This window comes from Streptococcus mitis, from assembly GCF_002096925.1.
Classification (GTDB): Bacteria; Bacillota; Bacilli; order Lactobacillales; family Streptococcaceae; genus Streptococcus; species Streptococcus mitis_AF.
Window position 1 is genome coordinate 80,875 of the sequence record NZ_NCVN01000084.1, and the last position, 26,602, is coordinate 107,476.

The following is a 26,602-nucleotide window of genomic DNA, read 5'->3' on the forward strand; positions in this document are numbered from 1 at the left end:
AAAAGAGGCAAATGAAAGCAACTTTAGGAATAAGTAGATGGGAGATTCAGTAGAAATAAAACTAATTCTCCAATTTATAGAATAAAATTGCTTTTATATCTAAATTTCTATATAATAATGATAAGGAGGAAATAAGTATGTTAAAAGAAGTATTAACCGTTGCAAAAGTTGCGAAAAAATCATCACTCTTTTTGGGTGGTGTCGCATTTGGTACCCTTGGCTTGAAAATCTTAGCAAGTAAGGAAGCTAAAAAAGGTTATTCTAAAGCTTTGGCTAAAGCTTACAAGCTGAAAGACGAGCTAGATGCATCTGTTTCTGTTGTGAAGCAACATGGAGACGATGTCTTGCAAGATGCCAAATATTTGTACGAGCAAGAGAAAAAAGAAGAGCAATTAGATAGCCTTATAGGAGAATAATATGTCTTTTAAAGTGCTACATAGAGGATACCAACATATCCGACTATCATCTTCTTTTTCACTCACCTTGGATATTCAAGACTATCTTCGTTCCTTGGCGAGAGATGAAAAGGGGATTGAGTCTATCCAGTTTTACATGGATCAACAGCACTTTACTCTACGTATAAAAGAAGGCTTTTCTGTATTAGATAATGCAGAAGCCTTTTTAAAAAGAATTGATAAAGGGAAAGTTTCTGAGTTGATGACTCTTCCCATTCGTAGAGAAGAGAGTGCTTATTCTATTGTTTCAGGTGCAGCGATTAAGCGTATGATTTTTCGTAGTTTTGTGCCTTATCCTATTCGCTATATATGGACTTGTTATCAGGCTTTTGGCTATATTAGAGAAGCCTATCAAACACTAGCGCGTAAGGAACTAACGATGGAGGTCTTGGACTGTTCGGCGATTTTATTGTCCTTGTTTATGAACCAATCCAAGACAGCTAGCAATATCATGTTTATGCTTGATTTGGGGAATCATTTAGATCAGTGGTCCTTGAAAAAAACTGCAACAGATTTAGAACAAAGCCTTCTTGCAAAAGAGAGCGATGTATTCTTAGTACAGGGCGATACGGTTGTTAGTATCAAGAGTTCCGATGTTCAAATAGGAGATGTCTTGGTCCTATCTCAAGGAAATGAAATTCTGTTTGATGGACAAGTAGTTTCAGGTTTAGGTATGGTCAACGAAAGTTCCTTGACAGGAGAGAGTTTTCCAGTTGAAAAAAGAGAGTCTGATTTGGTTTGTGCAAATACAGTATTAGAAACTGGAGAGTTGCGCATTCGTGTAACCGATAATCAGATGAACAGCCGGATTTTACAGCTGATTGAGTTGATGAAGAAATCTGAAGAAAACAAGAAAACGAAACAACGCTATTTCATCAAGATGGCGGACAGGGTCGTCAAATATAATTTCTTGGGGGCTGGTCTGACTTACCTATTAACAGGTTCTTTTTCTAAGGCTATTTCTTTCCTATTGGTCGATTTCTCCTGCGCTTTGAAAATCTCTACTCCTGTAGCTTATTTAACAGCTATCAAGGAGGGGTTGAATCGTGAAATGGTGATTAAGGATGGGGATGTTCTGGAGAAATATCTGGAAGTTGATACTTTCTTGTTTGATAAGACGGGAACAATCACAACTAGCTATCCGATAGTTGAAAAGGTGTTACCTTTTGGGGACTATAGTGAGGAAGATATTCTCAGAATCAGTGCCTGTCTTGAGGAACACATTTATCATCCTATTGCTAATGCCATCGTCAAGCAAGCTGAGATAGAGGGGATTGAACATGAGGAAATGCATGGGAAACTCCAATATATCGCAAGCAAGGGGATCAAATCTCATATAGATGGGCAACCAGTTCTTATTGGGAATTATGTTTTGATGCAGGATGAGCAAATTCATATCAGTTCAGAACAAAATGCTTTAATTGAAGAGTACAAGAGTCACTACAATCTCTTATTCTTGGCTTATCAGAATGAATTGATTGGAATGTTCTGCATTCATACTCCTTTGAGAAAAGAAGCAAAAGCAGCCTTGGAGAAACTTAAGGCACAAGGGAAAAAATTGATTCTGGCAACAGGGGATACCTTGGTTAGAACAGAGGAATTAGTCAAAGATTTGCCCTTTGATCAGGTCTATACAGACTTGAAACCTGATGGGAAATTTGAGTTAGTAGAGGAACTGCAGAAAGCAGGTCACACGATTTTGATGGTTGGAGATGGCTTGAATGACTCAGCGGCTCTAACCCTATCAGATATCGGTGTGGTGATGAATGAGAGTGCAGATATTTCTAAGCAGATGAGCGATATCTTATTGTTAGATAATCGCTTGGATTTCTTCCAAGAGTTGGATTCGCTATCATCATCTTTGCAAACACTCATCAAGAAGAATATTCAAGATACCGTTGTCGTAAATAGTAGTTTGATTGGCTTTGGCTTGTTTAATTGGCTCAGTCCTTCAAATCTCTCTATCTTACATAATCTAACAACCTTACGCATTGTACTGCGTAGCCTGTCTATTAAGGCTAGATAGATGAAAGTTATTAACAGCAAAAAGGAGTTACCTTTCTCGAGGGTAACTCCTTTGTTTATAGGTAAATGTTGAACAGTTTAGTAAGTCAATACAAAATATTTTTTCTTCCCACGGCGGATAACGGTCAGTTCGTTCTCTAACTTATCTGCGTCACTCAAGACATAGTCAAGGTCTTGGATGCGGTCGCCGTTGACGTAGATAGCTCCGTTTTGGACGTCTTCACGGGCTTGGCGTTTTGAGTTAACTACACCAGATGAGACGAGCAGTTCCACGATATTGTGGTTTTCATCTGCTTGAACTTGGTAGTTTGGCACTCCACGAAGTCCTTGTTTGAGTTCTTTAACAGAAAGGTTTTTGATGTTTCCTGCAAAGAGTTGTTCAGTGATGTTGAGGGCTTCTTTGTAAGCTTCTTCTCCGTGAACAAGAGTCACGACTTCACGAGCGAGAATTTTTTGAGCCAAGCGTTCGTGTGGCGCTGCTTCAAATTGTTTACGGATTTCTTCAATCTCATCAAGTGACAAGAAAGTAAAGATTTTCAAGAAGCGAACAGCGTCTGCGTCCATAACGTTCATCCAGAATTGGTACATTTCATATGGGGAAGTCTTTTCAGGATTGAGCCAGACTGCGTTTCCTTCTGATTTACCAAATTTCTTACCAGTTGCATCGGTAATCAGTGGAACAGTGATTACGTGGCCAGTCTTGTCAGCCTTACGACGAAGTAATTCGGTACCAGCTGTCATATTTCCCCACTGGTCAGAACCACCGATTTGAAGCGTTACGTTGTGGTCTTGGTTAAGGACGAAGAAGTCGTAACCTTGCATGATTTGGTAAGCGAACTCAGTGTAAGAAATTCCTGTTTCGATCCGTTTTTTCACAGACTCCTTGCTCATCATGTAGTTGACAGTGAAGTATTTTCCGATATCACGGAGGAAATCAATGAAGCTGATGCTGCCAAACCAGTCGTAGTTGTTGACCATGACAGCCTTGTTTTCACCATTTTCAAAGTCAAGAAAACGAGAAAGTTGCCCTTGGATAGACTTGACCCAGCCATCTACTGTGTCTTTTGTTTGGAGACTACGTTCAGCATCTTTGAAGGACGGATCTCCGATGAGACCTGTAGCACCGCCAACGAGCGCATAAGGTTTGTGACCTGCTAGTTGCAAGCGACGACTTGTCAAGATTGCGACAAGGTGGCCTAGGTGAAGGCTGTCAGCAGTTGGATCGTAGCCAGTATAATAAGAAACTTGACCTTCTTCTAGGGCTTTACGCAAAGCTTCTTCATCAGTCGTTTGAAAAATCAAACCACGCTCTTTTAGCTCATCAAAAATGTGCATGTGTCTTTTCTCCTTTTTAAAATATTGTTTCTACCTATTGTATCACAAACTTGGGCAATAGCCTAGTAGAATAGGGAAGAAAGTGGCTATTTTATTGAAAGTTTACCTTTTATGGTATAATAGATAGAGTGAGGAAATCCATGCAAAATCAATTAAATGAATTAAAACAAAAAATGCTGGAATTTTTCCAGCTAGTAAAATCAAAAATAAATCATAAAAAATCAGAGAAAGTCTCAGAAGAGAAGCAGTCGGATGGGACAGATGGGAAAGTTCTGGCTATCCTAGGTAGCATTTTAGTTGCTATTAAGGGCATTCTGAATACTCTCTTTATTCTAGGCTTTATCGGTGGGCTTTTTGGTGCTGGTGTAGCTCTTGGTTATGGAGTTGCTTTGTTTGACAAGGCCAAGGTTCCCCAATCGGAGGACTTGGTCAAGCAGGTTAAAAATATTTCTTCCATCTCAGAAATTGTTTATGCAGATGGGAGTGTCATTGCTTCTATCGAGAGTGACCTACTGCGAACTTCTGTTTCATCTGAGGAAATATCAGACAATCTCAAAAAGGCTATCGTTGCTACTGAGGACGAACATTTTCTTGAACATAAAGGGGTTGTGCCCAAAGCTGTGATTCGGGCGACTTTGGGAACTTTTGCAGGTTTGGGCTCGTCTAGTGGGGGCTCGACCTTGACCCAACAGTTAATCAAACAACAAGTGGTCGGAGATGCTCCTACTTTGGCTCGTAAGGCTACAGAAATTGTCGATGCCCTTGCCTTGGAACGCAGCATGAGCAAGGATGAAATCTTGACCACCTATCTCAATGTTGCTCCCTTTGGTCGAAATCATAAAGGACAAAATATTGCAGGTGCCCAGCAAGCTGCTGAAGGAATTTTCGGTATCGATGCCAACAAGTTGAGTATTCCTCAAGCTGCCTTCCTAGCAGGTTTGCCACAGAGTCCGATTACTTATTCTCCTTATGAAAATACTGGAGAGTTAAAGAGTGATGAAGACTTAGAACTTGGTTTGAAACGGGCCAAGGGAGTTCTCTATAACATGTATCGTACGGGTGCTTTAACTAAGGAAGAGTACGACCAGTACAAGGATTATAATATAAAACAAGACTTCTTGCCATCGGGAACTGTCAATGCTGTTTCAAGAGATTACCTTTACTTTACGGCTATGTCTGAAGCGACAGATCGGATGTATGATTATTTAGTTCAACAGGACAACATCTCTAGTCAGGAGTTGAAAAAGGAAGCGGTTCAAAAGGCCTATCATGAGCGAGCTGAGCAGGAACTAAGTAACGGTGGCTATAAAATCACTACAACGATCAATAAAAAAATCCATACTGCCATGCAAAATGCAGTTGCTAACTACGGTCGTTTGGTAGATGATTCGACTGGGCAGCCTGAAGTAGGGAATGTTTTGATGGACAATAAAACGGGGGCTGTTCTAGGCTTTGTTGGTGGTCGTAATTACCAAATAAACCAAAACAATCACGCCTTTGACACTAAGCGCTCGCCAGCCTCTACAACCAAGCCTTTGTTGGCCTACGGTATTGCCATTGACCAAGGTTTGATGGGAAGTGCTAGTATCTTGTCCAATTATCCGACAAAATTCTCTAATGGAAATCCTATCATGTATGTGAACAGTCCAGGTACAGGCATGATGACTTTGGGTGAAGCCTTGAACTATTCGTGGAATATCCCAGCCTATTGGACCTATCGCATGCTTCGTGAGAAGGGTGTTGATGTCAAGGGTTACATGGAGAAAATGGGTTACGAGATTCCGGAGTACGGTATCGAAAGTCTGCCTATGGGCGGTGGTATTGAAGTCACAGTTGCCCAGCATACCAATGGTTATCAAACAATTGCTAATAACGGTGTTTATCATCAGAAACATGTGATTGCTAAGATTGAATCACCTGACGGTAGAGTAATCTATGAATTCCAAGACAAACCAGTTCAAGTGTACTCGAAGGCAACGGCAACAATTATGCAGAGTTTGCTTCGTGAGGTGATTTCATCTCGAATCACTTCAAGTTTCCAAACGGATTTGGCTTCTATCAATTCAAGCTTAGCTCGTGCAGACTGGATTGGTAAGACTGGTACAACTAATGAAGATGAAAATATGTGGCTCATGCTGTCAACACCAAGATTGACTCTAGGTGGTTGGCTAGGGCATGATGACAACCGCCCGATGGCTAAGGGGGCTGGGCATTATCGAAATGCCAAATATATGGCTTACTTGGTCAATGCTATCCAACAGGCTGAGCCTGGTGTTTGGGGCAATGAACGCTTTAATCTTGATTCTAGTGTGACCCAATCTCAGGTCCTCAAATCTACAGGGCAAAAGCCGGGCAAAGTATCCGTTAATGGAAAAACGGTGGATCTTTCAGGGGCTACTGTAACGAGTTATTGGGCTAATAAGGCGGGAGCTCCTACGACAAGCTATCACTTTGCTATTGGAGGAAGTGAAGCAGATTACCAAAATGCTTGGTCAAGTATTATTGGTAGTTTCTCATCTACACCAAGTTCAAGTAGTAGCTCAAGTAGTAGTTCTAGCAGTGCATCAAGTTCATCTTCAACACAACCAAATAGTAGAAGATAGGAAAGTGGCATTGATTGCCACTTTTTTCTTTTTTCCTTTCGTGTTACAATAAAGGTATGAATCAGTATCAGAAAAAGATTGTTAAAGGAACTATTTATTCGCTCCTATCTGGCTTAATCTGGGGAATCTGTGGAATTTTAGGAGAATATTTCTTTACTCATTATCCAGTGTCCTCTGGCTGGATTACCTCTATGCGTTTGACACTGGCAGGGAGTCTTGTGCTCATTTGCTCTGCAGTGCAATTAAAATCGCAAGTGCTAGATATTTGGCGAGATAAGAAAAATTACCTGTCCTTTTTAGCCTATTCTATTTTGGGGATTTTTTCAGTTCAGTATTTTTTCTATCTCTGTGTAGAATACTCAAATGCAGCGACAGCAACTATTTTACAGTTTATTAGCCCTGTCTTTATCCTCTTTTACAATCGCTTGGTTTATCAAAAACGAGCGTCAAAAAGCGCTATTTTTTATGTTTTGGTTGCCATGCTGGGTGTTTGCCTGATGGCGACAAAGGGAGATCTCTCTCAGTTATCCATGACACCACTAGCACTTGTGACGGGTTTGCTGAGTGCCATGGGGGTCATGTTTAATGTTATCTTACCTCAACCTTTCGCGAAGCGTTATGGTTTTGTTCCCACCGTTGGGTGGGGGATGATTTTGGCAGGTTTGTTTAGTAATGTCCTCTCGCCGGTTTACCAGCTTTCCTTTACTCTTGATATTTGGAGTATCTTGATTTGCCTCATTATCGCTTTCTTTGGGACGGCTTTTGCCTTTTTTATTTCCATGAAGGCTGTTTCCTTGGTTTCTCCTTTGGTGGTTTCCGTTATCAGTGCCAGTGAGCCTCTTTCTTCTGCTCTATTGAGTGTTTTATTTTTAGGCTTGGTAGTGGATTGGTCCCTTCTTCTAGCTATGGCCTTGATTATTTTGCCTATGATTTTCCTATCGGTAGAAGAAGCGAAAGAAAGTAAATAAAAAGTCTTTTCTTAATTCTAAAAGTGTGCTATACTAGAATAGTCAATAAAACACGGGGAGATAGTTGTGAAGAGTGTTTTTAGGTTGTATCGGTAGGGGCTTGCTTTTACCGACAGCACGTTTTATCTCACATCCCTAAAAATCATACCTAAAAACAAACAAAAAGGCTTCAAATTTGAGGCCTTTTTTGGTAGAATAGGTATCATTAAAATGAACTAGGAGGCGCCTATGACTGCTACAAAAATGAACGCTCAAGAAATTATCCAATTTATCGCCAATGCTGAAAAGAAAACCAGTGTGAAAGTAACCTTTGAGGGACAACTCGCAACTGCTGTACCAAGCTCTGTTGTCAAACTAGGGAATGTCCTATTTGGAGACTGGAAAGATGTGGCTCCGCTTCTCGATGGTTTGGTAGAAAACCAAGACTATGTTGTTGAGCAAGACGCTCGTAATTCTGCAGTTCCTTTGCTAGATAAACGTGCTATCAACGCTCGTATCGAGCCGGGTGCTATTATCCGTGATCAGGTTGAAATTGGTGACAATGCTGTTATCATGATGGGAGCGGTTATCAATATCGGTGCTGAAATTGGTGCAGGAACCATGATTGACATGGGTGCTATCCTTGGTGGCCGTGCTATCGTGGGGAAAAACAGCCACGTTGGTGCAGGTGCCGTTCTTGCAGGTGTGATTGAGCCAGCTAGCGCAGAACCAGTCCGTGTTGGAGATAATGTTCTCATCGGTGCCAATGCAGTGGTTATCGAAGGGGTCCAAATCGGTAGTGGTTCAGTTGTCGCAGCAGGAGCTATTGTTACCCAAGATGTCCCAGAAAACGTGGTGGTAGCAGGTGTTCCAGCTCGTATCATCAAAGAGATTGATGCCCAAACCCAACAAAAAACAGCGCTAGAGGATGCGCTTCGTACCTTGTAATTGTAAAAGAAAAATAGAGGCGGAACCCTTTTCCAGCCTCTTTCTGCTATATAGGAGGAAAGATAGATGTTAGATTTGATTCAGACTAGACGAGATTTGCACCAGATTCCAGAGATTGGCTTGGAGGAGTTCAAGACTCAGGCTTATCTGCTGGATGTGATTGAGAAATTGACTGCGGGCAAGAATTTTGTTCAAGTTCGTACTTGGCGAACAGGGATTTTGGTCTATTTGCAGGGAAGTCAGCCAGAGCGGACCATTGGTTGGCGGACAGATATTGATGGTCTGCCTATCGTTGAACAAACAGGCCTTCCTTTTGCTTCTCAGCACCAAGGTCGCATGCACGCCTGTGGACATGATTTCCACATGACTATTGCCTTGGGCTGTCTTGAGCGAGCCCTTGAGGAGCAACCAAAGAACAATCTGCTCTTTCTGTTTCAACCTGCTGAAGAAAATGAAGCTGGTGGTATGCTCATGTATGAGGATGGCGCTTTTGGAGATTGGTTACCAGATCAATTTTATGGTCTTCATGTTCGACCAGATTTAAAAGTCGGTCAGATTGCGACTAATACTCATACACTCTTTGCAGGTACTTGCGAGGTGAAGATCCGTTTCAAAGGCAAAGGAGGACATGCAGCCTTTCCACATGAAGCTAATGACGCCTTGGTGGCGGCTAGTTACTTTGTGACCCAGGTGCAGTCAGTTGTCAGCCGCAATGTCAACCCAATCGAGGGAGCAGTGGTGACCTTTGGTCTTTTCCAATCCGGAACAACCAACAATGTCATCACAGGCACAGCCTTTTTACATGGAACTATTCGGGCTTTGACACAGGACATGAGCCTCTTGGTACAAAAAAGGGTCAAAACAGTTGCAGAAGGAGTTGCAGCTGCCTTTGATATGGAAGTCGAAGTTGAACTTAAACAAGGGGGCTACCTACCTGTTGAGAACAATCCAGCTTTGGCGCGTGAACTGATGGACTTTTTTGAAGAAAAAGACGGAATCGATTTGATTGATATCGAGCCTGCTATGACAGGTGAGGACTTTGGTTATCTCCTTTCGAAGGTAGATGGCGTTATGTTTTGGCTTGGTATTGATAGTCCCTACGCCCTTCATCACCCTCAGATGAGTCCCAAGGAAGAGGCATTAGCTATTGGGGTGGATGCGGTCTCTAGTTTCCTGAAAAAGAAGGCAGCAGAGTAGAGGGGTTGTCTATGAAATCGGAATTACGGAAGCAAGTCTTACAAGAAATGAAGGCTTTATCTCGAGAGCAAAAACAGTTTATAGACCAAGCTTTAACTGAGCGACTTTTACAACACCCCTTTTACCAAGAAGCCGAGGTCATCGCAACCTATCTTTCTTTTTCTCATGAGTTTCAAACGCAGGAACTGATTGAGCAGGCGCTGAAGGACGGCAAGAAGGTTCTGATACCTAAAACCTATCCCAAGGGGCGCATGGACTTTGTGGTCTATGATCCACAGCAGTTGGTAAAAACTTCCTTTGGATTACTGGAACCACAGGGAGATTTGGAAGTAGTGGATGCTTCTCAGATTGATTTGATTCATGTTCCTGGTCTGGCTTTTACGACGGAAGGATATCGGATTGGATACGGTGGAGGTTATTATGACCGCTATCTGGAACATTTTTCTGGTCATACTTTGAGTACGGTTTATCCTTGTCAAATTCAGGACTTTATCTCTGAAAATCATGATATTCCTGTTCAGGAGGTACTGATTGATGAAGGAAATCTTTGATAGACGTTACCCTGTGACGAGTTTCTTTCTCTTAGTGACGGCCTTGGTATTTCTACTAATGTTGGTGAGCACAGGCGGAAACTTTGACAGGGCAGACACATTATTTCGATTTGGAGCTATGTATGGACCAGCTATTCGCCTCTTTCCTGAGCAGATTTGGCGTCTCTTTTCTGCCATTTTTGTTCATATTGGTTGGGAGCATTTCATTGTTAATATGCTTTCGCTCTATTATCTTGGTAGGCAGGTAGAGGAAATTTTCGGATCCAAGAAGTTTTGCTTTCTCTATCTTTTATCTGGAATGATGGGCAATCTCTTTGTTTTTGTATTTAGTCCCAAATCCTTAGCAGCAGGAGCCTCTACTTCTCTCTATGGGCTATTTGCTGCGATTATTGTTCTTCGCTATGCAACGCGTAATCCTTATATCCAACAGCTAGGGCAATCTTATCTGACACTTTTTGTGGTTAACATTATTGGAAGTGTTCTGATTCCAGGAATCAGCCTAGCAGGCCATATCGGGGGAGCAGTTGGTGGAGCATTTCTAGCAATTATCTTTCCAGTCCAAGGTGAAAGACGGATGTATAGCGCTAGTCAGAGACTGGTAGCGGTAGTGTTGTTCGTAGGACTCGCAGTCTTACTTCTCTACAAGGGAATGGGGTTGTGAAGGTTTATAAGAATAGTTATGTAATAAAAAAGATAAGGCATTTTTGAACCTTATCTTTTTATGTTATTCCTTCTCAGCCAATTCTTTTCCAAGTTGGATAAGGTAATCTTTCAAGTCATCTTTGACTTGTGGGTGCTTGAGAGCGTAGTCAATAGATGTTTTTATAAAGCCAAACTTATCCCCAACGTCGTAACGAGCTCCTGTAAATTCACGGGCGAAAACACGTTGTGTTTTATTAAGCGTATCAATAGCGTCGGTAAGCTGGATTTCATTTCCAGCGCCAGGAGCTTGATTTTCGAGGATCTCAAAAATTTCTGGTGTGAGCAGATAGCGCCCTATAATTGCTAAATCACTTGGAGCATCCTCTGGAGCTGGTTTTTCAACGAAAGTTTCGACACTGTAGAGACCATTAATCCCTTCACCCTGAGGAGCGATAACTCCATATGCTGAAACTTCTTCATGAGGGACAGGCATAACAGCAATTGTTGATGCGTGAGTCGACTCGTAATCATTCATCAATTGTTTTGTCAAAGGAACAGCGTGGTCATCTGTGATATCCATTAGGTCGTCACCAAGCATGACAACGAAGGGTTCATTCCCCACAAAAGCTTTTGCTTGTAAGACAGCATCTCCAAGACCACGAGGATGGCTTTGACGGATAAAGTGAAGGCGAATGCCAGTTGTTTCGTCTACCAATTTTAGCAAGTCATGCTTGCCTTTTTCTTTGAGGTTGTACTCAAGCTCAAAGTTTGAGTCAAAGTGGTCTTCAATAGAACGTTTTGATTTACCAGTGACAACCAGAATATCTTCAATACCTGATTTAAGAGCTTCTTCTACGATAAATTGGATAGTTGGTTTATCTACAATTGGCAACATTTCTTTAGCAAGTGCTTTGGTTGCTGGTAAAAATCGAGTCCCGAGTCCAGCGGCAGGGATGACTGCCTTTCTAACTTTTGATGTCATAAGAATCCTTTCTTTAGAGGGTTAAGACCACTCATTTTCTGCTTTAAATTCATTGTTCATGATGTCATAAATGGCATCTTTGATATTGGTTCCGTGGTAGATAACTTGGTAAATGGCCTGTGTAATTGGCATATAGACTCCAAGTTCTTGCGCTAGTTCATAGGCTGCTCGAGTCGTTGAGATTCCTTCAATCACCATGCCCATATTGGCTTCGATATCAGCTAAAGATTCTCCACGACCAAGAGCATCTCCAGCTCTCCAGTTACGAGAGTGGATGGAAGTTCCCGTTACAATCAAATCTCCTACACCAGACAAGCCGCTATAGGTCAATGGACTGGCACCGAGTGCTACCCCTAAGCGGGTAATTTCTGCCAAGCCTCGAGCGATGATGGCTGCCTTAGCATTGTCACCAAATCCCAAACCATGTAAAGCTCCAGCACCGACAGCAATAATATTTTTAAGAGCACCAGCAGTTTCGACTCCAATAACATCCGTATTGGTATAAAGTCGGAAGTAGTGATTACTAAAGAGCTCCTGAACGTATTGAGCTGTTTGTAAATTCTTAGAAGCAGCAGTGATTAAAGTCAGGTCACGAACAATGGTTTCTTCCGCATGACTAGGCCCTGAAACAACGACAATATCACTGCGGAGATGTTCAGGGATTTCTTCTTCAAGGATGGTTGATAATCGTTTATGGCTATCAGGTTCTAATCCCTTTGATGCGTGCATGATAATAGCCTTATGGTCTAAGGTTTTTGCAACTTGTTGGGCAACAAGTCGTGTCACTTTTGTTGGGACAACAAACAAAATCGCATCCACATCTTTCAGTGCTTCTGCTAAGTCAGTGTAGGCAATGATATTTTCGTCTAGAACGACATCTTTAAAGTAGTGCTTGTTAGTATGATAGGTATTAATTTCATTGATTTGCTCGGGAAGATTTCCCCAAATACGTACCTCGTGTCCATTGTCATTTAAGACTTGTGAAAGGGCAGTTCCCCAAGAACCAGGCCCCAAGACGGCGATGGTTTGTTTTTCCATGTTTTCCTCCTTGATAGAGTTCTCTTTTTATTTTATCACATTCTAGGGGATTTTGCACTTGCATTGCTGGGGAGTGATGGCTTTGTTACTTGAAAAATAATCAAAAACCGAGAAGCTTTCTTCTCGGTTTTTGATTATTTCAATTGATCTGTAATGTCTTTTGACAGTAACATTCCCAGATGGTAAGTTTTATTGATATATGCAATGACATCATTGATATTTTCAGTCGTTTGAATTTTCTCTTTGATGTCAGCTCTAAATGTTTCATCCTTTAAAAGTTGTTCTTGGTAGAGTTTTTGCAGTCTCTCCTTCTCGTACTTATTGAGAAGAAAAAGGAACACCAAGCTAATTACAACGAGGATATAAGCATATTGGCTCATAGGAAATCTCCCTGTATGATAAAGAAGTAGTAGTGAGTAGATTGAATTAGTGAAGCGCCTAACCAAATCCCTGATAGGGTTTGACATTCGTTGCTTAGATTGCCTTGCATTCTAGTGACTTGAAGATTGCCACCAGCCACTAAGCCAATTAATAGATTTGGTTGACCAATTTAGTGAGGCGTTTAGGCAAGTGTCTCTGGTTACGACGTAAAGAAACATAAATCGATAATATTTATGTTTCTTTACTAATGAAGTGCCTAGCCAAATTCCTGACAGGATTTGGCGTTAGTTACTTAGATTGCTTTGCAATCAAGTAACTTTGGCGATTTACATCTTCTCTGGCGCTTCTACTCCAAGCAAGCGAAGGGCTTCTTTGAGAACGACTGCAGTTGCGTAGCTGAGAGCTAGACGGCTGTCGCGTTCTGGACTTTCATCCAAGATACGTGTATGTGCATAGTATTTGTTGAAGGCTTGAGCCAGGCTAATTGCAAATTTAGCAATGATAGAAGGTTCAAAGTTATCTGCCGCACGATTGATAATACGTGGGAAGTCTTGGATGAGTTTGATGATTTCCCAGCTTTCAGTATCATTCAAGCTATAGTTGCCAGCTGTTTCTGGTTTGAAATCCGCTTTGCGTAAGATAGATTGGATACGAGCGTAGGCGTATTGAACATAAGGTCCAGTTTCACCCTCGAAGGATACCATAGCTTCTAGGTCGAAGTCGTATCCATTTGTACGGTCGGTTTTGAGGTCATAGAATTTAATGGCTCCAACACCAACAGCATGCGCTACTTGATCTTTGTTTTCAAGTTCAGGATTTTTAGCTTCGATTTGGGCTTTGGCACGACTAACAGCCTCTGCAACAGTAGGTTCTAGCAGGATGACATTTCCTTTACGAGTAGAGAGTTTCTTTCCTTCTTTTGTAACCAAACCAAAAGGAACGTGAGTAATGTCGTCACTCCAATCGTAACCCATCTCTTGCAAGACAGCTTTGAGTTGTTTAAAGTGGGCAGATTGCTCTTGACCAACTACGTAGATAGATTTAGCAAATTGGTATTCATTTTTACGGTAAAGGGCTGCAGCCAAGTCACGTGTGATATAGAGAGTTGCACCATCAGATTTCTTGATAAGGGCTGGATGTTCAATTCCGTATTTCTCAAGATTCACAACTTGGGCCCCTTCTGATTCAACAAGAAGGCCTTTTTCAGAAAGAATGTCTACAACTGCATCCATCTTATCGTTGTAGAAGGCTTCTCCGTTGTAGCTGTCAAATTCAACTTTCAATTCATTGTAAAGGCGGTTAAATTCCACTAAACTTTCATCACGGAACCATTGCCAAAGTGCGAGAGCTTCCTCGTCTCCATTTTCAAGTTTACGGAACCATTCGCGTGCTTCTTCATCCAAGCTAGGGTCATTTTCAGCCTCAGCGTTGATGCGGACATAGAGTTTAAGAAGTTCATCGATTGGATGAGCTTTTACAGCTTCTTCGTCGCCCCATTTTTTGTAGGCAACAATCAACATCCCAAACTGTTTACCCCAGTCTCCCAAATGGTTGACCTTGACCGTTTGATAACCGATTTTTTGGAAAATATGTGACAAGCTATCTCCGATAACAGTTGAGCGTAGGTGACCAATAGAAAATGGTTTAGCGATATTGGGACTAGACATGTCGATAACAACATTTTCTTGTTTGCCAATAGTTTGGTCAGCATAGTGTTCTTTTTCAGTGATAACAGCTTGCAATACTTGAGCAGAAATGGCAGATTTATCAAGGAAAAAGTTGACGTAAGGTCCTGTTGCGACAACCTTTTCAAAGGTTTGGCTGTTAATTTTTTCAGCCAGTTCAGCAGCAATCATTTGAGGTGCTTTACGTTCGACTTTTGCAAGAGAAAAAGCAGGGAAAGCGATGTCTCCCATTTCTGAGTTTTTAGGGGTTTCCAGTAAATTGAAAATAGCCTCTTGGTCCAGGCTATCAATGACGCTAGCCAATTCGCTAGCAATCAATTCTTTTGTATTCATTAAGAGCTCCTTTTTGGACTTTTCTACTATTTTATCACAATTTTAAAGAAAGAAGAAAAAATTTTTGAAATCTCCTATTTTTTTGGTATAATATAGTTATAAAATTAGTTATAAATATGCATATAAGAGGATTTTATGAGAAAAAGAGATCGTCATCAGTTAATAAAAAAAATGATTACTGAGGAGAAATTAAGTACACAAAAAGAAATTCAAGATCGGTTGGAGGCGCACAATGTTTTTGTGACGCAGACAACCCTGTCTCGTGATTTGCGCGAAATCGGCTTGACCAAGGTCAAGAAAAATGATATGGTGTATTATGTACTAGCAAATGAGACAGAAAAGATTGATTTGGTTGAATTTTTGTCTCATCATTTAGAAGGTGTTGCAAGAGCAGAGTTTACCTTGGTACTTCATACCAAATTGGGAGAAGCCTCTGTTTTGGCAAATATTGTAGATGCAAACAAGGATGAATGGATTTTAGGAACAGTTGCTGGTGCCAATACCTTATTGGTTATTTGTCGAGACCAGCACGTTGCCAAACTCATGGAAGATCGTTTGCTAGATTTGATGAAAGATAAGTAAGGTCTTGAGAGTCGCTCTCAAGACTTATTTTTGACAAGGAGAGACGGACAATGGCGACAGAAAAGCTATCACCCGGCATGCAACAGTATGTGGATATTAAAAAGCAATATCCAGATGCGTTTTTGCTCTTTCGGATGGGTGATTTTTATGAATTATTTTATGAGGATGCGGTCAATGCTGCGCAGATTCTGGAAATTTCCTTAACGAGTCGCAACAAGAATGCCGACAATCCGATTCCTATGGCGGGTGTTCCCTATCATTCTGCCCAACAGTATATTGATGTCTTGATTGAGCAGGGCTATAAAGTTGCTATTGCAGAGCAGATGGAAGATCCTAAACAAGCAGTTGGGGTTGTGAAACGAGAGGTTGTTCAGGTCATTACGCCAGGGACAGTGGTCGATAGCAGTAAGCCGGACAGTCAGAACAATTTCTTGGTTGCTATAGACCGTGAGGACAATCAGTTTGGTCTAGCTTATATGGACCTAGTGACGGGTGACTTTTATGTGACAGGTCTTTTGGATTTCACGTTGGTTTGTGGGGAAATCCGTAACCTCAAGGCTCGAGAAGTGGTGTTGGGTTATGACTTGTCCGAGGAAGAAGAACAAATCCTTAGCCGTCAGATGAATCTGGTGCTTTCCTATGAAAAAGAAGGTTTTGAAGACCTTCATTTACTGGATTCACGATTGGCACCTGTGGAGCAAGCGGCATCTAGTAAGCTACTCCAGTATGTTCATCGGACTCAGATGAGGGAATTGAACCACCTCAAGCCTGTTATCCGCTATGAAATCAAGGATTTCTTGCAGATGGATTATGCGACCAAGGCTAGTCTGGATTTGGTTGAGAATGCTCGTTCGGGCAAGAAGCAAGGCAGTCTTTTCTGGCTTTTGGATGAAACCAAAACGGCTATGGGAATGCGTCTCTTGCGGTCTTGGATTCATCGCCCCTTGATTGATAAGGAACGAATTATCCAACGTCAAGAAGTGGTGCAGGTCTTTCTCGATCATTTCTTTGAGCGCAGTGATTTGACAGACAGTCTCAAGGGTGTCTATGATATCGAACGCTTGGCTAGTCGAGTTTCTTTTGGCAAAACCAATCCCAAGGACCTCCTGCAGCTGGCGACTACTTTGTCCAGTGTGCCACGGATCCGAGCGATTTTAGAAGGGATGGAGCAACCTGCTCTGGTTTATCTTATCGAACAATTGGATGGAATCCCTGAGTTGGAGAGTTTGATTAGCGCTGCCATTGCTCCTGAAGCCCCTCATGTGATTACAGATGGGGGTATTATTCGAACGGGATTTGATGAGACTTTGGATAAATACCGCCGTGTACTCAGAGAAGGGACTAGCTGGATTGCTGAGATTGAGGCTAAGGAGAGGGAAAATTCTGGCATCAGCACGCTTAAGATTGACTACAATAAAAAGGATGGCTATTATTTCCATGTGACCAATTCACAACTGGGAAATGTGCCAGCTCACTTTTTCCGCAAGGCGACGCTGAAAAACTCAGAACGTTTTGGGACTGAGGAATTAGCCCGTATCGAGGGAGATATGCTGGAGGCGCGTGAGAAGTCAGCCAACCTAGAGTATGAAATCTTTATGCGTATCCGTGAAGAGGTTGGCAAATACATTCAGCGTTTACAAGCTCTAGCCCAAGGAATTGCGACGGTTGATGTCCTGCAAAGTCTCGCAGTTGTTGCTGAAACCCAGCATTTGATTCGACCTGAGTTTGGTGACGATTCACAAATCGATATCCAGAAAGGGCGTCATGCTGTCGTTGAAAAGGTCATGGGAGCTCAGACCTATATTCCTAATACGATTCAGATGGCAGAAGATACCAGTATTCAATTGATTACAGGGCCGAACATGAGCGGGAAGTCAACCTACATGCGTCAGTTAGCCATGACGGCGGTGATGGCCCAGTTGGGTTCTTATGTGCCAGCAGAAAGTGCCCATTTGCCAATTTTTGATGCCATCTTTACCCGTATCGGAGCAGCAGATGACTTGGTTTCAGGTCAATCAACCTTCATGGTAGAGATGATGGAGGCCAACAATGCCATTTCGCATGCGACTAAGAACTCTCTCATTCTCTTTGATGAATTGGGACGCGGAACTGCAACTTATGATGGGATGGCTCTTGCCCAGTCCATCATCGAATATATCCATGAGCACATCGGAGCCAAGACACTCTTTGCGACCCACTACCATGAATTAACTAGCCTTGAGGCTAGTCTGGAACACTTGGTCAATGTTCATGTGGCAACCTTGGAGCAGGATGGGCAGGTCACCTTCCTTCACAAGATTGAACCAGGGCCAGCTGATAAATCCTACGGTATTCATGTTGCTAAGATTGCTGGCTTGCCAGCAGACCTCCTAGCAAGGGCGGATAAGATTTTGACTCAACTGGAGAGTCAAGGTACAGAAAGTCCAGCTCCAATGAGGCAAACAAGTGCCGTCACAGAACAGATTTCACTCTTTGATACGGCAGAAGAGCATCCTATCCTAGAAGAATTAGCTAAACTGGATGTTTACAATATGACACCTATGCAGGCTATGAATGTTTTGGTTGAGTTAAAACAGAAACTATAAATCCAAGAATTGCTGATCATTCTAGCTGTATCAAGGAGACTTCTTTGACAATCCCCCGCTTTTTTGCTAGAATAACATCACACAAACAGAATGAGAAGGAGCTGACGCATTGTCGCTCCCTTTTGTCTATTTTTTAAGGAGAAAGTATGCTGATTCAGAAAATAAAAACCTACAAGTGGCAGGCCTTAGCTTCGCTCCTGATGACAGGCTTGATGGTTGCTAGTTCGCTTCTGCAACCGCGTTATCTGCAGGAAGTGTTAGACGCCCTACTTGCTGGGGAATATGAAGCTATTTATAGTATCGGGGCTTGGTTGATTGGTGTGGCCTTAGCCGGTCTAGTTGCTGGTGGGCTCAATGTTATCCTTGCAGCCTATATTGCCCAAGGAGTTTCATCCGACCTTCGAGAGGATGCCTTCCGTAAAATCCAAACCTTTTCTTATGCCAATATTGAACAATTTAATGCGGGAAATCTAGTCGTTCGCATGACAAATGATATCAATCAGATTCAGAACGTCGTCATGATGACCTTCCAAATTCTTTTTAGACTTCCCCTCTTGTTCATCGGTTCGTTTATCTTGGCGGTTCAAACCTTACCTTCTCTGTGGTGGGTGATTGTTCTCATGGTAGTCTTGATTTTTGGTTTGACTGCTGTCATGATGGGTATGATGGGGCCTCGTTTTGCCAAGTTTCAAAACCTGCTTGAACGCATCAATGCTATTGCTAAGGAAAATCTGCGCGGTGTTCGTGTGGTCAAGTCCTTTGTCCAAGAAAAAGAGCAGTTTGCTAAGTTTACGGAGGTTTCAGACGAGCTACTCGGTCAAAATCTTTACATCGGTTATGCCTTTTCAGTAGTGGAACCCTTTATGATGTTGGTCGGTTACGGAGCAGTCTTCCTCTCTATTTGGCTGGTTGCAGGGATGGTCCAGTCGGATCCTTCTGTTGTTGGTTCCATTGCTTCCTTTGTCAATTACCTAAGCCAGATTATCTTTACCATTGTTATGGTTGGATTTTTGGGAAATTCTGTCAGCCGTGCCATGATTTCCATGCGTCGTATTCGAGAAATTCTTGACGCAGAGCCAGCTTTGACCTTCAAGGATGTCCCAGATGAAGAGTTGGTTGGAAGTCTTAGCTTTGAAAATGTAACATTTACCTATCCAATGGATAAGGAACCAATGTTGAAAGATGTGACCTTTACTATCGAGCCTGGTCAAATGATTGGTGTAGTTGGAGCGACTGGTGCAGGGAAGTCAACCTTGGCTCAATTGATTCCACGTCTCTTTGACCCGCAGGAGGGGGCTATCAAAATCGGAGGCAAGGATATTCGAGAAGTGAGTGAAGGAACCCTGCGTAAAGCTGTCTCTATCGTTCTCCAACGTGCCATTCTCTTTAGTGGAACGATTGCAGATAACTTGAGACAGGGCAAAGGAGATGCTACTCTATTTGAAATGGAGCACGCAGCCAATATTGCCCAAGCTAGTGAATTCATTCATCGTATGGAGAAAACCTTTGAAAGTCCAGTTGAAGAAAGGGGAACCAACTTTTCAGGTGGGCAAAAACAAAGGATGTCGATTGCCCGTGGAATTGTCAGCAATCCACGTATTCTGATTTTTGACGATTCGACCTCAGCCTTGGATGCCAAGTCAGAGCGCCTGGTTCAGGAAGCCTTGAATAAGGACTTGAAGGGAACGACAACCATTATCATCGCTCAAAAGATTAGCTCGGTTGTTCATGCAGATAAAATCTTAGTACTGGATCAAGGACGATTGATTGGTCAAGGTACGCATGCAGACTTGGTTGCCAACAATTCCGTTTACCGTGAAATCTACGAAACACAGAAAGGAAAGGAGGAGTAACATGAAAACAGTTCAATTTTTTTGGAATTATTTTAAAGTCTATAAGCTATCATTTGTAGTTGTTATCCTGATGATTGTTCTGGCGACTCTTGCCCAAGCTCTCTTTCCGGTATTTTCTGGACAAGCGGTAACAGAGTTAGCTAATTTAGTTCAAGCTTATCAAAATGGCAATCCAGAACTTGTTTGGCAAAGCCTATCAGGAATCATGGTCAATCTTGGTCTGCTAGTTTTGGTTCTATTTATCTCCAGTGTGATATACATGTGTCTCATGACGCGCGTGATTGCAGAATCGACCAACGAGATGCGCAAAGGCCTCTTTGGCAAGCTTGCTCGGTTGACTGTTTCTTTCTTTGACCGCCGACAAGATGGCGATATCCTGTCTCGTTTTACCAGTGATTTGGATAATATCCTCCAAGCTTTTAACGAAAGCTTGATTCAGGTCATGAGCAACATCGTTCTATACATTGGTCTGATTCTTGTCATGTTTTCGAGAAATGTGACGCTGGCCCTCATCACTATTGCCAGTACACCAGTGGCCTTTCTCATGCTGATTTTTATCGTGAAAATGGCACGGAAATATACCAACCTCCAGCAGAAAGAGGTAGGGAAGCTCAATGCCTATATGGATGAAAGTATCTCAGGTCAAAAAGCCGTGATTGTGCAAGGTATTCAAGAGGATATGATGGCAGGATTTCTTGAACAAAATGAGCGCGTGCGCAAGGCAACCTTTAAAGGAAGAATGTTCTCAGGAATTCTTTTCCCTGTCATGAATGGCATGAGTCTGGTTAATACAGCCGTCGTCATCTTTGCTGGTTCAGCTATTCTATTAAACGATAAGACTATTGAAACAAGTACAGCCTTAGGTTTGATCGTTATGTTTGCCCAATTTTCACAGCAGTACTACCAGCCTATTATCCAAGTTGCAGCTAGTTGGGGAAGCCTTCAGTTAGCCTTTACTGGGGCTGAACGGATTCAGGAAATGTTTGACGCAGAGGAAGAAATTCGACCTGAAAAGGCTCCAATCTTCACTAAGTTGCAAGAAGGTGTTGAAATTAGTCATATTGATTTTTCATACTTGCCTGATAAACCTATTTTGAAAGATGTCAGCATTTCCGCTCCGAAAGGCCAGATGACAGCGGTTGTTGGGCCGACAGGGTCAGGGAAAACGACTATTATGAACCTCATCAATCGCTTTTATGATGTTGATGCTGGTGGTATTTATTTTGACGGCAAAGACATTCGTGACTATGATTTAGATAGTCTCAGAAGCAAGGTGGGAATTGTTTTGCAAGATTCGGTCTTGTTTAGCGGAACAATTCGAGACAATATCCGTTTTGGTGTGCCAGCTGCTAGTCAAGAAATGGTTGAGGCAGCAGCCAAGGCAACCCACATTCACGACTATATCGAAAGCTTACCTGATAAGTACGATACTCTTATAGATGATGATCAAAGCATCTTCTCGACAGGACAGAAACAATTGATTTCTATCGCTCGAACCTTGATGACAGATCCAGAAGTTCTCATTCTCGATGAAGCCACTTCAAACGTAGATACGGTGACAGAAAGCAAGATTCAGCATGCCATGGAGGCAGTTGTAGCAGGTAGAACCAGTTTTGTCATTGCCCACCGTTTGAAAACCATTCTCAATGCTGATCAGATTATTGTCCTCAAAGATGGAGAAGTCATTGAACGTGGTAATCACCATGAACTCTTGAAACTAGGTGGATTCTACTCAGAACTCTATCACAATCAATTTGTTTTCGAATAAGAAAGAAGTTGTCCTATGTGGGCAGCTTTTTCTTGTCCATAAAAAATTTTTATCACGACCTTAAAAAAAACATATTAGACGAAAGTCATTTTGAGTGATATGATAGGACTATCGTTAATATTCGAAAGGAGAGACATCATGGCTAGAACGGTTGTAGGAGTTGCTGCAAATCTATGTCCCGTAGACGCAGAAGGTAAAAACATTCATTCATCTGTATCTTGTAGATTCGCAGAGAGCATTCGTCAAGTCGGTGGTCTCCCTTTAGTCATTCCTGTTGGTGATGAGTCAGTTGTACGCGATTATGTAGAAATGATTGATAAACTCATCTTGACAGGAGGCCAAAATGTCCATCCTCAATTTTACGGAGAGAAAAAGACCATCGAGAGCGATGATTACAATCTAGTGCGTGATGAATTTGAATTGGCACTCTTGAAGGAAGCACTTCGTCAGAATAAACCAATTATGGCAATCTGTCGCGGTGTTCAACTTGTCAATGTTGCCTTTGGTGGCACCCTCAATCAAGAAATCGAAGGTCACTGGCAAGGCCTGCCTTTCGGAACATCTCATTCTATTGAGACAGTAGAAGGAAGCGTGGTGGCTAAGCTATTTGGAAAAGAAAGTCAAGTCAACTCCGTCCATCGTCAAAGCATTAAAGATTTGGCACCTAATTTCCGTGTAACTGCTATTGATCCAAGAGACCAGACCATCGAAGCGATTGAGTCTATCGATGAGCACCGCATTATCGGTTTGCAGTGGCATCCAGAGTTTCTGGTCAATGAAGAAGATGGCAATTTAGAACTATTTGAGTATTTATTGAATGAACTGTGACGACTGGGACATCTGGTCGTTCTTTATTTTATTTTTTCAAAATTTTTGGAATGTGGCATTTTTACGCAAACGTTTGAATTCTGATAAAAATTGGAGAAATTCGACAAAAAAACTTGAAAAAAACGAAGGTAAGCGTTATGATAGAAAAGAAGAAATATTGGAGGAATAACATGTCACATATTAAATTTGATTATTCAAAAGTTTTAGACAAATTTGTTGCACCACATGAAGTGGAATACATGCAATCACAAGTAACAGCAGCAGATGAATTGATCCGTAAAGGAACTGGTGCTGGTAGCGACTTCTTAGGATGGTTGGACCTTCCTGAAAACTACGACCGCGAAGAATTTGACCGTATCTTGAAAGCTGCTGAGCAAATCAAATCAGACAGCGATGTTTTGGTTGTGATCGGTATCGGTGGGTCTTATCTTGGTGCGAAAGCAGCAATCGACTTCTTGAACCACCACTTTGCAAACTTGCAAACAAAAGAAGAGCGCAAGGCTCCACAAATCCTTTACGCAGGAAACTCAATCTCATCTACTTACCTTGCTGACTTGGTAGAGTACGTAGCTGATAAAGATTTCTCAGTAAACGTGATTTCTAAATCAGGTACAACAACTGAACCAGCGATTGCTTTCCGTGTCTTCAAAGAACTTTTGGTTAAGAAATACGGTCAAGAAGAAGCTAACAAACGTATCTATGCAACAACTGACCGCCAAAAAGGTGCTGTTAAGGTTGAAGCAGACGCTAACAGTTGGGAAACATTTGTGGTTCCAGATGACATCGGTGGACGTTTCTCAGTATTGACAGCAGTTGGTTTGCTTCCAATCGCAGCATCAGGAGCTGATATCAAAGCCCTTATGGAAGGTGCGAACGCAGCTCGTAAAGATTACACTTCAGATAAAATCTCTGAAAACGAAGCTTACCAATACGCAGCAGTTCGTAACATCCTTTACCGTAAAGGCTATGCAACTGAAATCTTGGTAAACTATGAGCCATCACTTCAATACTTCTCAGAATGGTGGAAGCAATTGGCTGGTGAATCAGAAGGGAAAGACCAAAAAGGTATCTACCCAACCTCAGCCAACTTCTCAACTGACTTGCACTCATTGGGTCAATTTATCCAAGAAGGAACTCGTATCATGTTTGAAACAGTTGTTCGTGTTGACAAACCTCGTAAGAATGTGATTATCCCTACCTTGGAAGAAGACCTTGATGGACTTGGTTACCTTCAAGGAAAAGACGTTGATTTTGTAAATAAAAAAGCAACTGACGGTGTTCTTCTTGCCCACACAGATGGTGATGTACCAAACATGTATGTGACTCTTCCAGAGCAAGACGCTTTCACTCTTGGTTACACTATCTACTTCTTCGAATTGGCTATCGCTCTTTCAGGTTACTTGAATGCTATCAACCCATTTGACCAACCAGGTGTTGAAGCTTACAAACGTAACATGTTTGCCCTTCTTGGAAAACCAGGATTTGAAGAATTGAGCAAAGAACTTAACGCACGTCTATAATAATAGAAGAAAAGAGTGGTTTGTCCACTCTTTTTACTCTCTTTATCCATAGAAATTGGACTCAGCCAAGACTTGTGATATAATATAGAGAGCAAAAAGGCAGACGCCTAGAGACTTTATAGGAGAAACTATGTCAAAAGATATCCGCGTACGTTACGCACCAAGTCCAACAGGACTACTACACATCGGGAATGCCCGTACAGCATTGTTCAACTACTTGTATGCACGTCATCATGGTGGAACTTTTATTATTCGTATAGAAGATACTGACCGTAAACGTCATGTCGAAGATGGGGAACGCTCACAGCTTGAAAACCTTCGTTGGTTAGGAATGGATTGGGATGAAAGTCCAGAAACACATGAAAACTACCGCCAGTCTGAGCGTTTGGACTTGTATCAAAAATACATTGACCAACTATTAGCTGAAGGAAAAGCCTACAAGTCTTACGTTACAGAAGAAGAGTTGGCGGCTGAACGTGAACGTCAAGAAGCTGCTGGTGAAACACCTCGATATATCAACGAATACCTTGGTATGAGTGAAGAGGAAAAAGCGGCTTACATCGCAGAACGTGAAGCAGCAGGGATCATTCCAACTGTTCGTTTGGCTGTCAATGAGTCAGGTATCTACAAGTGGCATGATATGGTCAAAGGTGATATCGAATTTGAAGGTGGCAATATCGGCGGTGACTGGGTTATCCAAAAGAAAGACGGTTACCCAACTTACAACTTTGCCGTTGTTATCGATGACCACGATATGCAAATCTCTCATGTTATCCGTGGAGACGACCACATTGCTAATACACCAAAACAGCTCATGGTTTATGAAGCCCTTGGTTGGGAAGCTCCAGAGTTCGGTCACATGACCTTGATTATCAACTCTGAGACGGGTAAGAAGTTATCTAAACGTGATACTAATACACTTCAATTTATCGAAGATTATCGAAAGAAAGGTTACCTTCCAGAAGCAGTCTTTAACTTTATTGCTCTTCTTGGTTGGAACCCAGGTGGCGAAGATGAAATCTTCTCTCGTGAAGAACTCATTAAACTTTTCGATGAAAACCGCCTCAGCAAATCACCAGCAGCCTTTGACCAGAAAAAACTCGACTGGATGAGCAATGATTATATCAAGAATGCAGACCTAGAAACTATCTTTGAAATGGCAAAACCATTCTTAGAGGAAGCAGGCCGATTGACTGATAAGGCTGAAAAATTGGTGGAGCTCTATAAACCACAAATGAAATCAGTAGATGAGATTATCCCATTGACAGATCTCTTCTTCTCGGATTTCCCAGAATTGACAGAAGCAGAGCGCGAAGTCATGGCGGGGGAAACAGTCCCAACAGTTCTTGAAGCCTTCAAAGCAAAACTTGAGGCGATGACAGATGATGAATTTGTAACAGAGAATATCTTCCCACAAATTAAAGCTGTTCAAAAAGAAACAGGTATCAAAGGGAAAAATCTCTTCATGCCAATTCGTATTGCTGTTTCAGGTGAAATGCATGGGCCAGAATTGCCAGATACGATCTTCTTGTTAGGTCGTGAAAAATCAATCCAGCATATCGAAAATATGTTAAAGGAAATCTCTAAGTAAGAAGGGTACAATAATGGACATCTGGGAAAAGATGTACGAAGAAGCACAGAAATTGTATAATCCACATGAAGTATCTGATTTTGTTTATGCTAATCATGTCGTTGCCGCAGTAGAAGCAGAAGATGGACAAATATTTACAGGATTCTGTATGGAGGGAACCTGTGGTGTTTTCCATCTCTGTGCAGAGCGGGCAGCACTCTTCAATATGTACCAATTTTCGGGACAAACTAAGGTTAAAAAAGTCTTAGCCTTTCGAGACAAACCACCTTATGGTGGAAGTTCGGGTATGCCTTGTGGCGCTTGCAGAGAGTTCCTCTTAGAGTTGAACGCTGAAAATAAAGATGCAGAATTCATGATGGACTACAATAGAAGAAAGACTGTTAAAGTTGCAGAATTAATGCCCTATTGGTGGGGAGAAGAACGTGCTTCTAAGTTTGATAATCAATAGAAGAGTCAGTATAATGCTGACTCTTTTTACTTAAAGCTTAAGTTCCACTGGTTTTACTAATGCTTGATTAGTCGAAAAGAATCGAAAAAAGAGCGCACAAAATCCCCTCATCTGAAAGCGTTTCAGATTAAGTTTCACTATGGTAGAAGTTACGTTGAGAAGTTACCACTTAAAAAAGTTTAAAAAAATAGTTGACAAAGTTTGAAAAGCCTGTATAATAGTAAGAGTTGAAAACAACTCTGGTCCGTTGGTCAAGGGGTTAAGACACCGCCTTTTCACGGCGGTAACACGGGTTCGAATCCCGA

21 protein-coding genes are annotated in these 26,602 nt (G+C 41.9%); 16 read left to right on the plus strand and 5 right to left on the minus strand.

The features are described 5' to 3' along the window. Window positions 1-137 precede the first annotated feature (137 nt). The gene (locus B7692_RS09425; protein WP_000910909.1) at window positions 138-416 is read left to right on the plus strand and encodes a DUF6110 family protein; all 279 of its coding nucleotides are present in this window, start codon (window positions 138-140) and stop codon (window positions 414-416) included. A gap of 1 nt (window position 417) precedes the next feature. Then, the gene (locus tag B7692_RS09430) at window positions 418-2,481 is read left to right on the plus strand and encodes a heavy metal translocating P-type ATPase (RefSeq protein WP_084930530.1); all 2,064 of its coding nucleotides are present in this window, start codon (window positions 418-420) and stop codon (window positions 2,479-2,481) included. 77 nt (window positions 2,482-2,558) lie between these two features. Here the strand turns inward: B7692_RS09430 and tyrS are convergent, their stop codons facing one another. Next, complete coding sequence (tyrS, locus tag B7692_RS09435) at window positions 2,559-3,815, minus strand: tyrosine--tRNA ligase (protein WP_084930531.1); 1,257 nt, start codon at window positions 3,813-3,815, stop codon at window positions 2,559-2,561. Window positions 3,816-3,955: 140 nt separating this feature from the next. Between tyrS and pbp1b the strand changes: the two genes are divergently transcribed. The 6 genes from pbp1b to B7692_RS09465 all read left to right on the plus strand — a co-directional run bounded on the left by pbp1b (window position 3,956) and on the right by B7692_RS09465 (window position 10,722). Next, window positions 3,956-6,418, plus strand: coding sequence for a penicillin-binding protein PBP1B (gene pbp1b, locus B7692_RS09440; RefSeq protein ID WP_084930532.1), 2,463 nt, complete (start codon window positions 3,956-3,958; stop codon window positions 6,416-6,418). A 56-nt stretch (window positions 6,419-6,474) separates the two neighbouring features. Beyond that, entirely contained in the window at window positions 6,475-7,386 is a 912-nt protein-coding gene (locus B7692_RS09445; protein WP_084930533.1) for a DMT family transporter, read from the plus strand. A 228-nt stretch (window positions 7,387-7,614) separates the two neighbouring features. Further along, complete coding sequence (gene dapD, locus B7692_RS09450) at window positions 7,615-8,313, plus strand: 2,3,4,5-tetrahydropyridine-2,6-dicarboxylate N-acetyltransferase (protein WP_000127460.1); 699 nt, start codon at window positions 7,615-7,617, stop codon at window positions 8,311-8,313. Window positions 8,314-8,379: 66 nt separating this feature from the next. Then, complete coding sequence (locus B7692_RS09455) at window positions 8,380-9,510, plus strand: N-acetyldiaminopimelate deacetylase (RefSeq protein WP_084930534.1); 1,131 nt, start codon at window positions 8,380-8,382, stop codon at window positions 9,508-9,510. A gap of 11 nt (window positions 9,511-9,521) precedes the next feature. Then, window positions 9,522-10,061, plus strand: coding sequence for a 5-formyltetrahydrofolate cyclo-ligase (locus B7692_RS09460; protein ID WP_045610951.1), 540 nt, complete (start codon window positions 9,522-9,524; stop codon window positions 10,059-10,061). Further along, a complete protein-coding gene (locus B7692_RS09465; RefSeq protein ID WP_084930535.1) occupies window positions 10,045-10,722 on the plus strand; it encodes a rhomboid family intramembrane serine protease in 678 nt (225 codons plus the stop codon). The genes B7692_RS09460 and B7692_RS09465 overlap by 17 nt, the downstream gene beginning before the upstream one ends. A gap of 63 nt (window positions 10,723-10,785) precedes the next feature. On the opposite strand, the gene galU is transcribed toward B7692_RS09465, so the two are convergent. From galU to argS, 4 genes are all read right to left on the minus strand, one after another. Further along, complete coding sequence (gene galU, locus B7692_RS09470; protein ID WP_084930536.1) at window positions 10,786-11,685, minus strand: UTP--glucose-1-phosphate uridylyltransferase GalU; 900 nt, start codon at window positions 11,683-11,685, stop codon at window positions 10,786-10,788. 21 nt (window positions 11,686-11,706) lie between these two features. After that, window positions 11,707-12,723, minus strand: a complete 1,017-nt coding sequence (locus B7692_RS09475; protein WP_084930537.1) for an NAD(P)H-dependent glycerol-3-phosphate dehydrogenase — start codon at window positions 12,721-12,723, stop codon at window positions 11,707-11,709. Between the two features lie 134 nt (window positions 12,724-12,857). Further along, window positions 12,858-13,103: a hypothetical protein gene (locus B7692_RS09480; RefSeq protein WP_033682430.1), complete on the minus strand. Its 246-nt coding sequence runs from the start codon at window positions 13,101-13,103 to the stop codon at window positions 12,858-12,860. A 327-nt stretch (window positions 13,104-13,430) separates the two neighbouring features. After that, window positions 13,431-15,122: an arginine--tRNA ligase gene (argS, locus tag B7692_RS09485; protein ID WP_084930538.1), complete on the minus strand. Its 1,692-nt coding sequence runs from the start codon at window positions 15,120-15,122 to the stop codon at window positions 13,431-13,433. Between the two features lie 135 nt (window positions 15,123-15,257). Here argS and argR point away from each other — a divergent pair, with 135 nt between their 5' ends. The 8 genes from argR to B7692_RS09530 all read left to right on the plus strand — a co-directional run bounded on the left by argR (window position 15,258) and on the right by B7692_RS09530 (window position 26,297). Beyond that, a complete protein-coding gene (gene argR, locus B7692_RS09490; protein ID WP_001231476.1) occupies window positions 15,258-15,704 on the plus strand; it encodes an arginine repressor in 447 nt (148 codons plus the stop codon). Between the two features lie 50 nt (window positions 15,705-15,754). Beyond that, on the plus strand, window positions 15,755-18,289 hold the full coding sequence (gene mutS, locus B7692_RS09495; RefSeq protein ID WP_084930539.1) for a DNA mismatch repair protein MutS: 2,535 nt from the start codon (window positions 15,755-15,757) through the stop codon (window positions 18,287-18,289). Window positions 18,290-18,435: 146 nt separating this feature from the next. Next, a complete protein-coding gene (patA, locus tag B7692_RS09500; protein ID WP_084930540.1) occupies window positions 18,436-20,142 on the plus strand; it encodes a multidrug efflux ABC transporter subunit PatA in 1,707 nt (568 codons plus the stop codon). Window position 20,143: 1 nt separating this feature from the next. Then, window positions 20,144-21,910, plus strand: a complete 1,767-nt coding sequence (gene patB, locus B7692_RS09505; protein ID WP_084930541.1) for a multidrug efflux ABC transporter subunit PatB — start codon at window positions 20,144-20,146, stop codon at window positions 21,908-21,910. A gap of 138 nt (window positions 21,911-22,048) precedes the next feature. After that, entirely contained in the window at window positions 22,049-22,738 is a 690-nt protein-coding gene (locus B7692_RS09510; protein ID WP_000124770.1) for a gamma-glutamyl-gamma-aminobutyrate hydrolase family protein, read from the plus strand. A 170-nt stretch (window positions 22,739-22,908) separates the two neighbouring features. Next, the gene (locus B7692_RS09520; RefSeq protein WP_070482565.1) at window positions 22,909-24,258 is read left to right on the plus strand and encodes a glucose-6-phosphate isomerase; all 1,350 of its coding nucleotides are present in this window, start codon (window positions 22,909-22,911) and stop codon (window positions 24,256-24,258) included. 130 nt (window positions 24,259-24,388) lie between these two features. Next, entirely contained in the window at window positions 24,389-25,849 is a 1,461-nt protein-coding gene (gene gltX, locus B7692_RS09525; protein WP_000031054.1) for a glutamate--tRNA ligase, read from the plus strand. Window positions 25,850-25,862: 13 nt separating this feature from the next. After that, a complete protein-coding gene (locus B7692_RS09530; RefSeq protein ID WP_084930542.1) occupies window positions 25,863-26,297 on the plus strand; it encodes a cytidine deaminase family protein in 435 nt (144 codons plus the stop codon). Window positions 26,298-26,602 lie beyond the last annotated feature (305 nt).

Excerpts from the sequence above, each read along its gene's own strand:
- B7692_RS09425 (WP_000910909.1), top strand. The coding sequence starts at position 138 with ATGTTAAAAGAAGTATTAACCGTTGCAAAAGTTGCGAAAAAATCATCA.
- B7692_RS09430 (WP_084930530.1), top strand. The coding sequence starts at position 418 with ATGTCTTTTAAAGTGCTACATAGAGGATACCAACATATCCGACTATCA.
- tyrS (WP_084930531.1), bottom strand. The coding sequence starts at position 3,815 with ATGCACATTTTTGATGAGCTAAAAGAGCGTGGTTTGATTTTTCAAACG.
- pbp1b (WP_084930532.1), top strand. The coding sequence starts at position 3,956 with ATGCAAAATCAATTAAATGAATTAAAACAAAAAATGCTGGAATTTTTC.
- B7692_RS09445 (WP_084930533.1), top strand. The coding sequence starts at position 6,475 with ATGAATCAGTATCAGAAAAAGATTGTTAAAGGAACTATTTATTCGCTC.
- dapD (WP_000127460.1), top strand. The coding sequence starts at position 7,615 with ATGACTGCTACAAAAATGAACGCTCAAGAAATTATCCAATTTATCGCC.
- B7692_RS09455 (WP_084930534.1), top strand. The coding sequence starts at position 8,380 with ATGTTAGATTTGATTCAGACTAGACGAGATTTGCACCAGATTCCAGAG.
- B7692_RS09460 (WP_045610951.1), top strand. The coding sequence starts at position 9,522 with ATGAAATCGGAATTACGGAAGCAAGTCTTACAAGAAATGAAGGCTTTA.
- B7692_RS09465 (WP_084930535.1), top strand. The coding sequence starts at position 10,045 with ATGAAGGAAATCTTTGATAGACGTTACCCTGTGACGAGTTTCTTTCTC.
- galU (WP_084930536.1), bottom strand. The coding sequence starts at position 11,685 with ATGACATCAAAAGTTAGAAAGGCAGTCATCCCTGCCGCTGGACTCGGG.
- B7692_RS09475 (WP_084930537.1), bottom strand. The coding sequence starts at position 12,723 with ATGGAAAAACAAACCATCGCCGTCTTGGGGCCTGGTTCTTGGGGAACT.
- B7692_RS09480 (WP_033682430.1), bottom strand. The coding sequence starts at position 13,103 with ATGAGCCAATATGCTTATATCCTCGTTGTAATTAGCTTGGTGTTCCTT.
- argS (WP_084930538.1), bottom strand. The coding sequence starts at position 15,122 with ATGAATACAAAAGAATTGATTGCTAGCGAATTGGCTAGCGTCATTGAT.
- argR (WP_001231476.1), top strand. The coding sequence starts at position 15,258 with ATGAGAAAAAGAGATCGTCATCAGTTAATAAAAAAAATGATTACTGAG.
- mutS (WP_084930539.1), top strand. The coding sequence starts at position 15,755 with ATGGCGACAGAAAAGCTATCACCCGGCATGCAACAGTATGTGGATATT.
- patA (WP_084930540.1), top strand. The coding sequence starts at position 18,436 with ATGCTGATTCAGAAAATAAAAACCTACAAGTGGCAGGCCTTAGCTTCG.
- patB (WP_084930541.1), top strand. The coding sequence starts at position 20,144 with ATGAAAACAGTTCAATTTTTTTGGAATTATTTTAAAGTCTATAAGCTA.
- B7692_RS09510 (WP_000124770.1), top strand. The coding sequence starts at position 22,049 with ATGGCTAGAACGGTTGTAGGAGTTGCTGCAAATCTATGTCCCGTAGAC.
- B7692_RS09520 (WP_070482565.1), top strand. The coding sequence starts at position 22,909 with ATGTCACATATTAAATTTGATTATTCAAAAGTTTTAGACAAATTTGTT.
- gltX (WP_000031054.1), top strand. The coding sequence starts at position 24,389 with ATGTCAAAAGATATCCGCGTACGTTACGCACCAAGTCCAACAGGACTA.
- B7692_RS09530 (WP_084930542.1), top strand. The coding sequence starts at position 25,863 with ATGGACATCTGGGAAAAGATGTACGAAGAAGCACAGAAATTGTATAAT.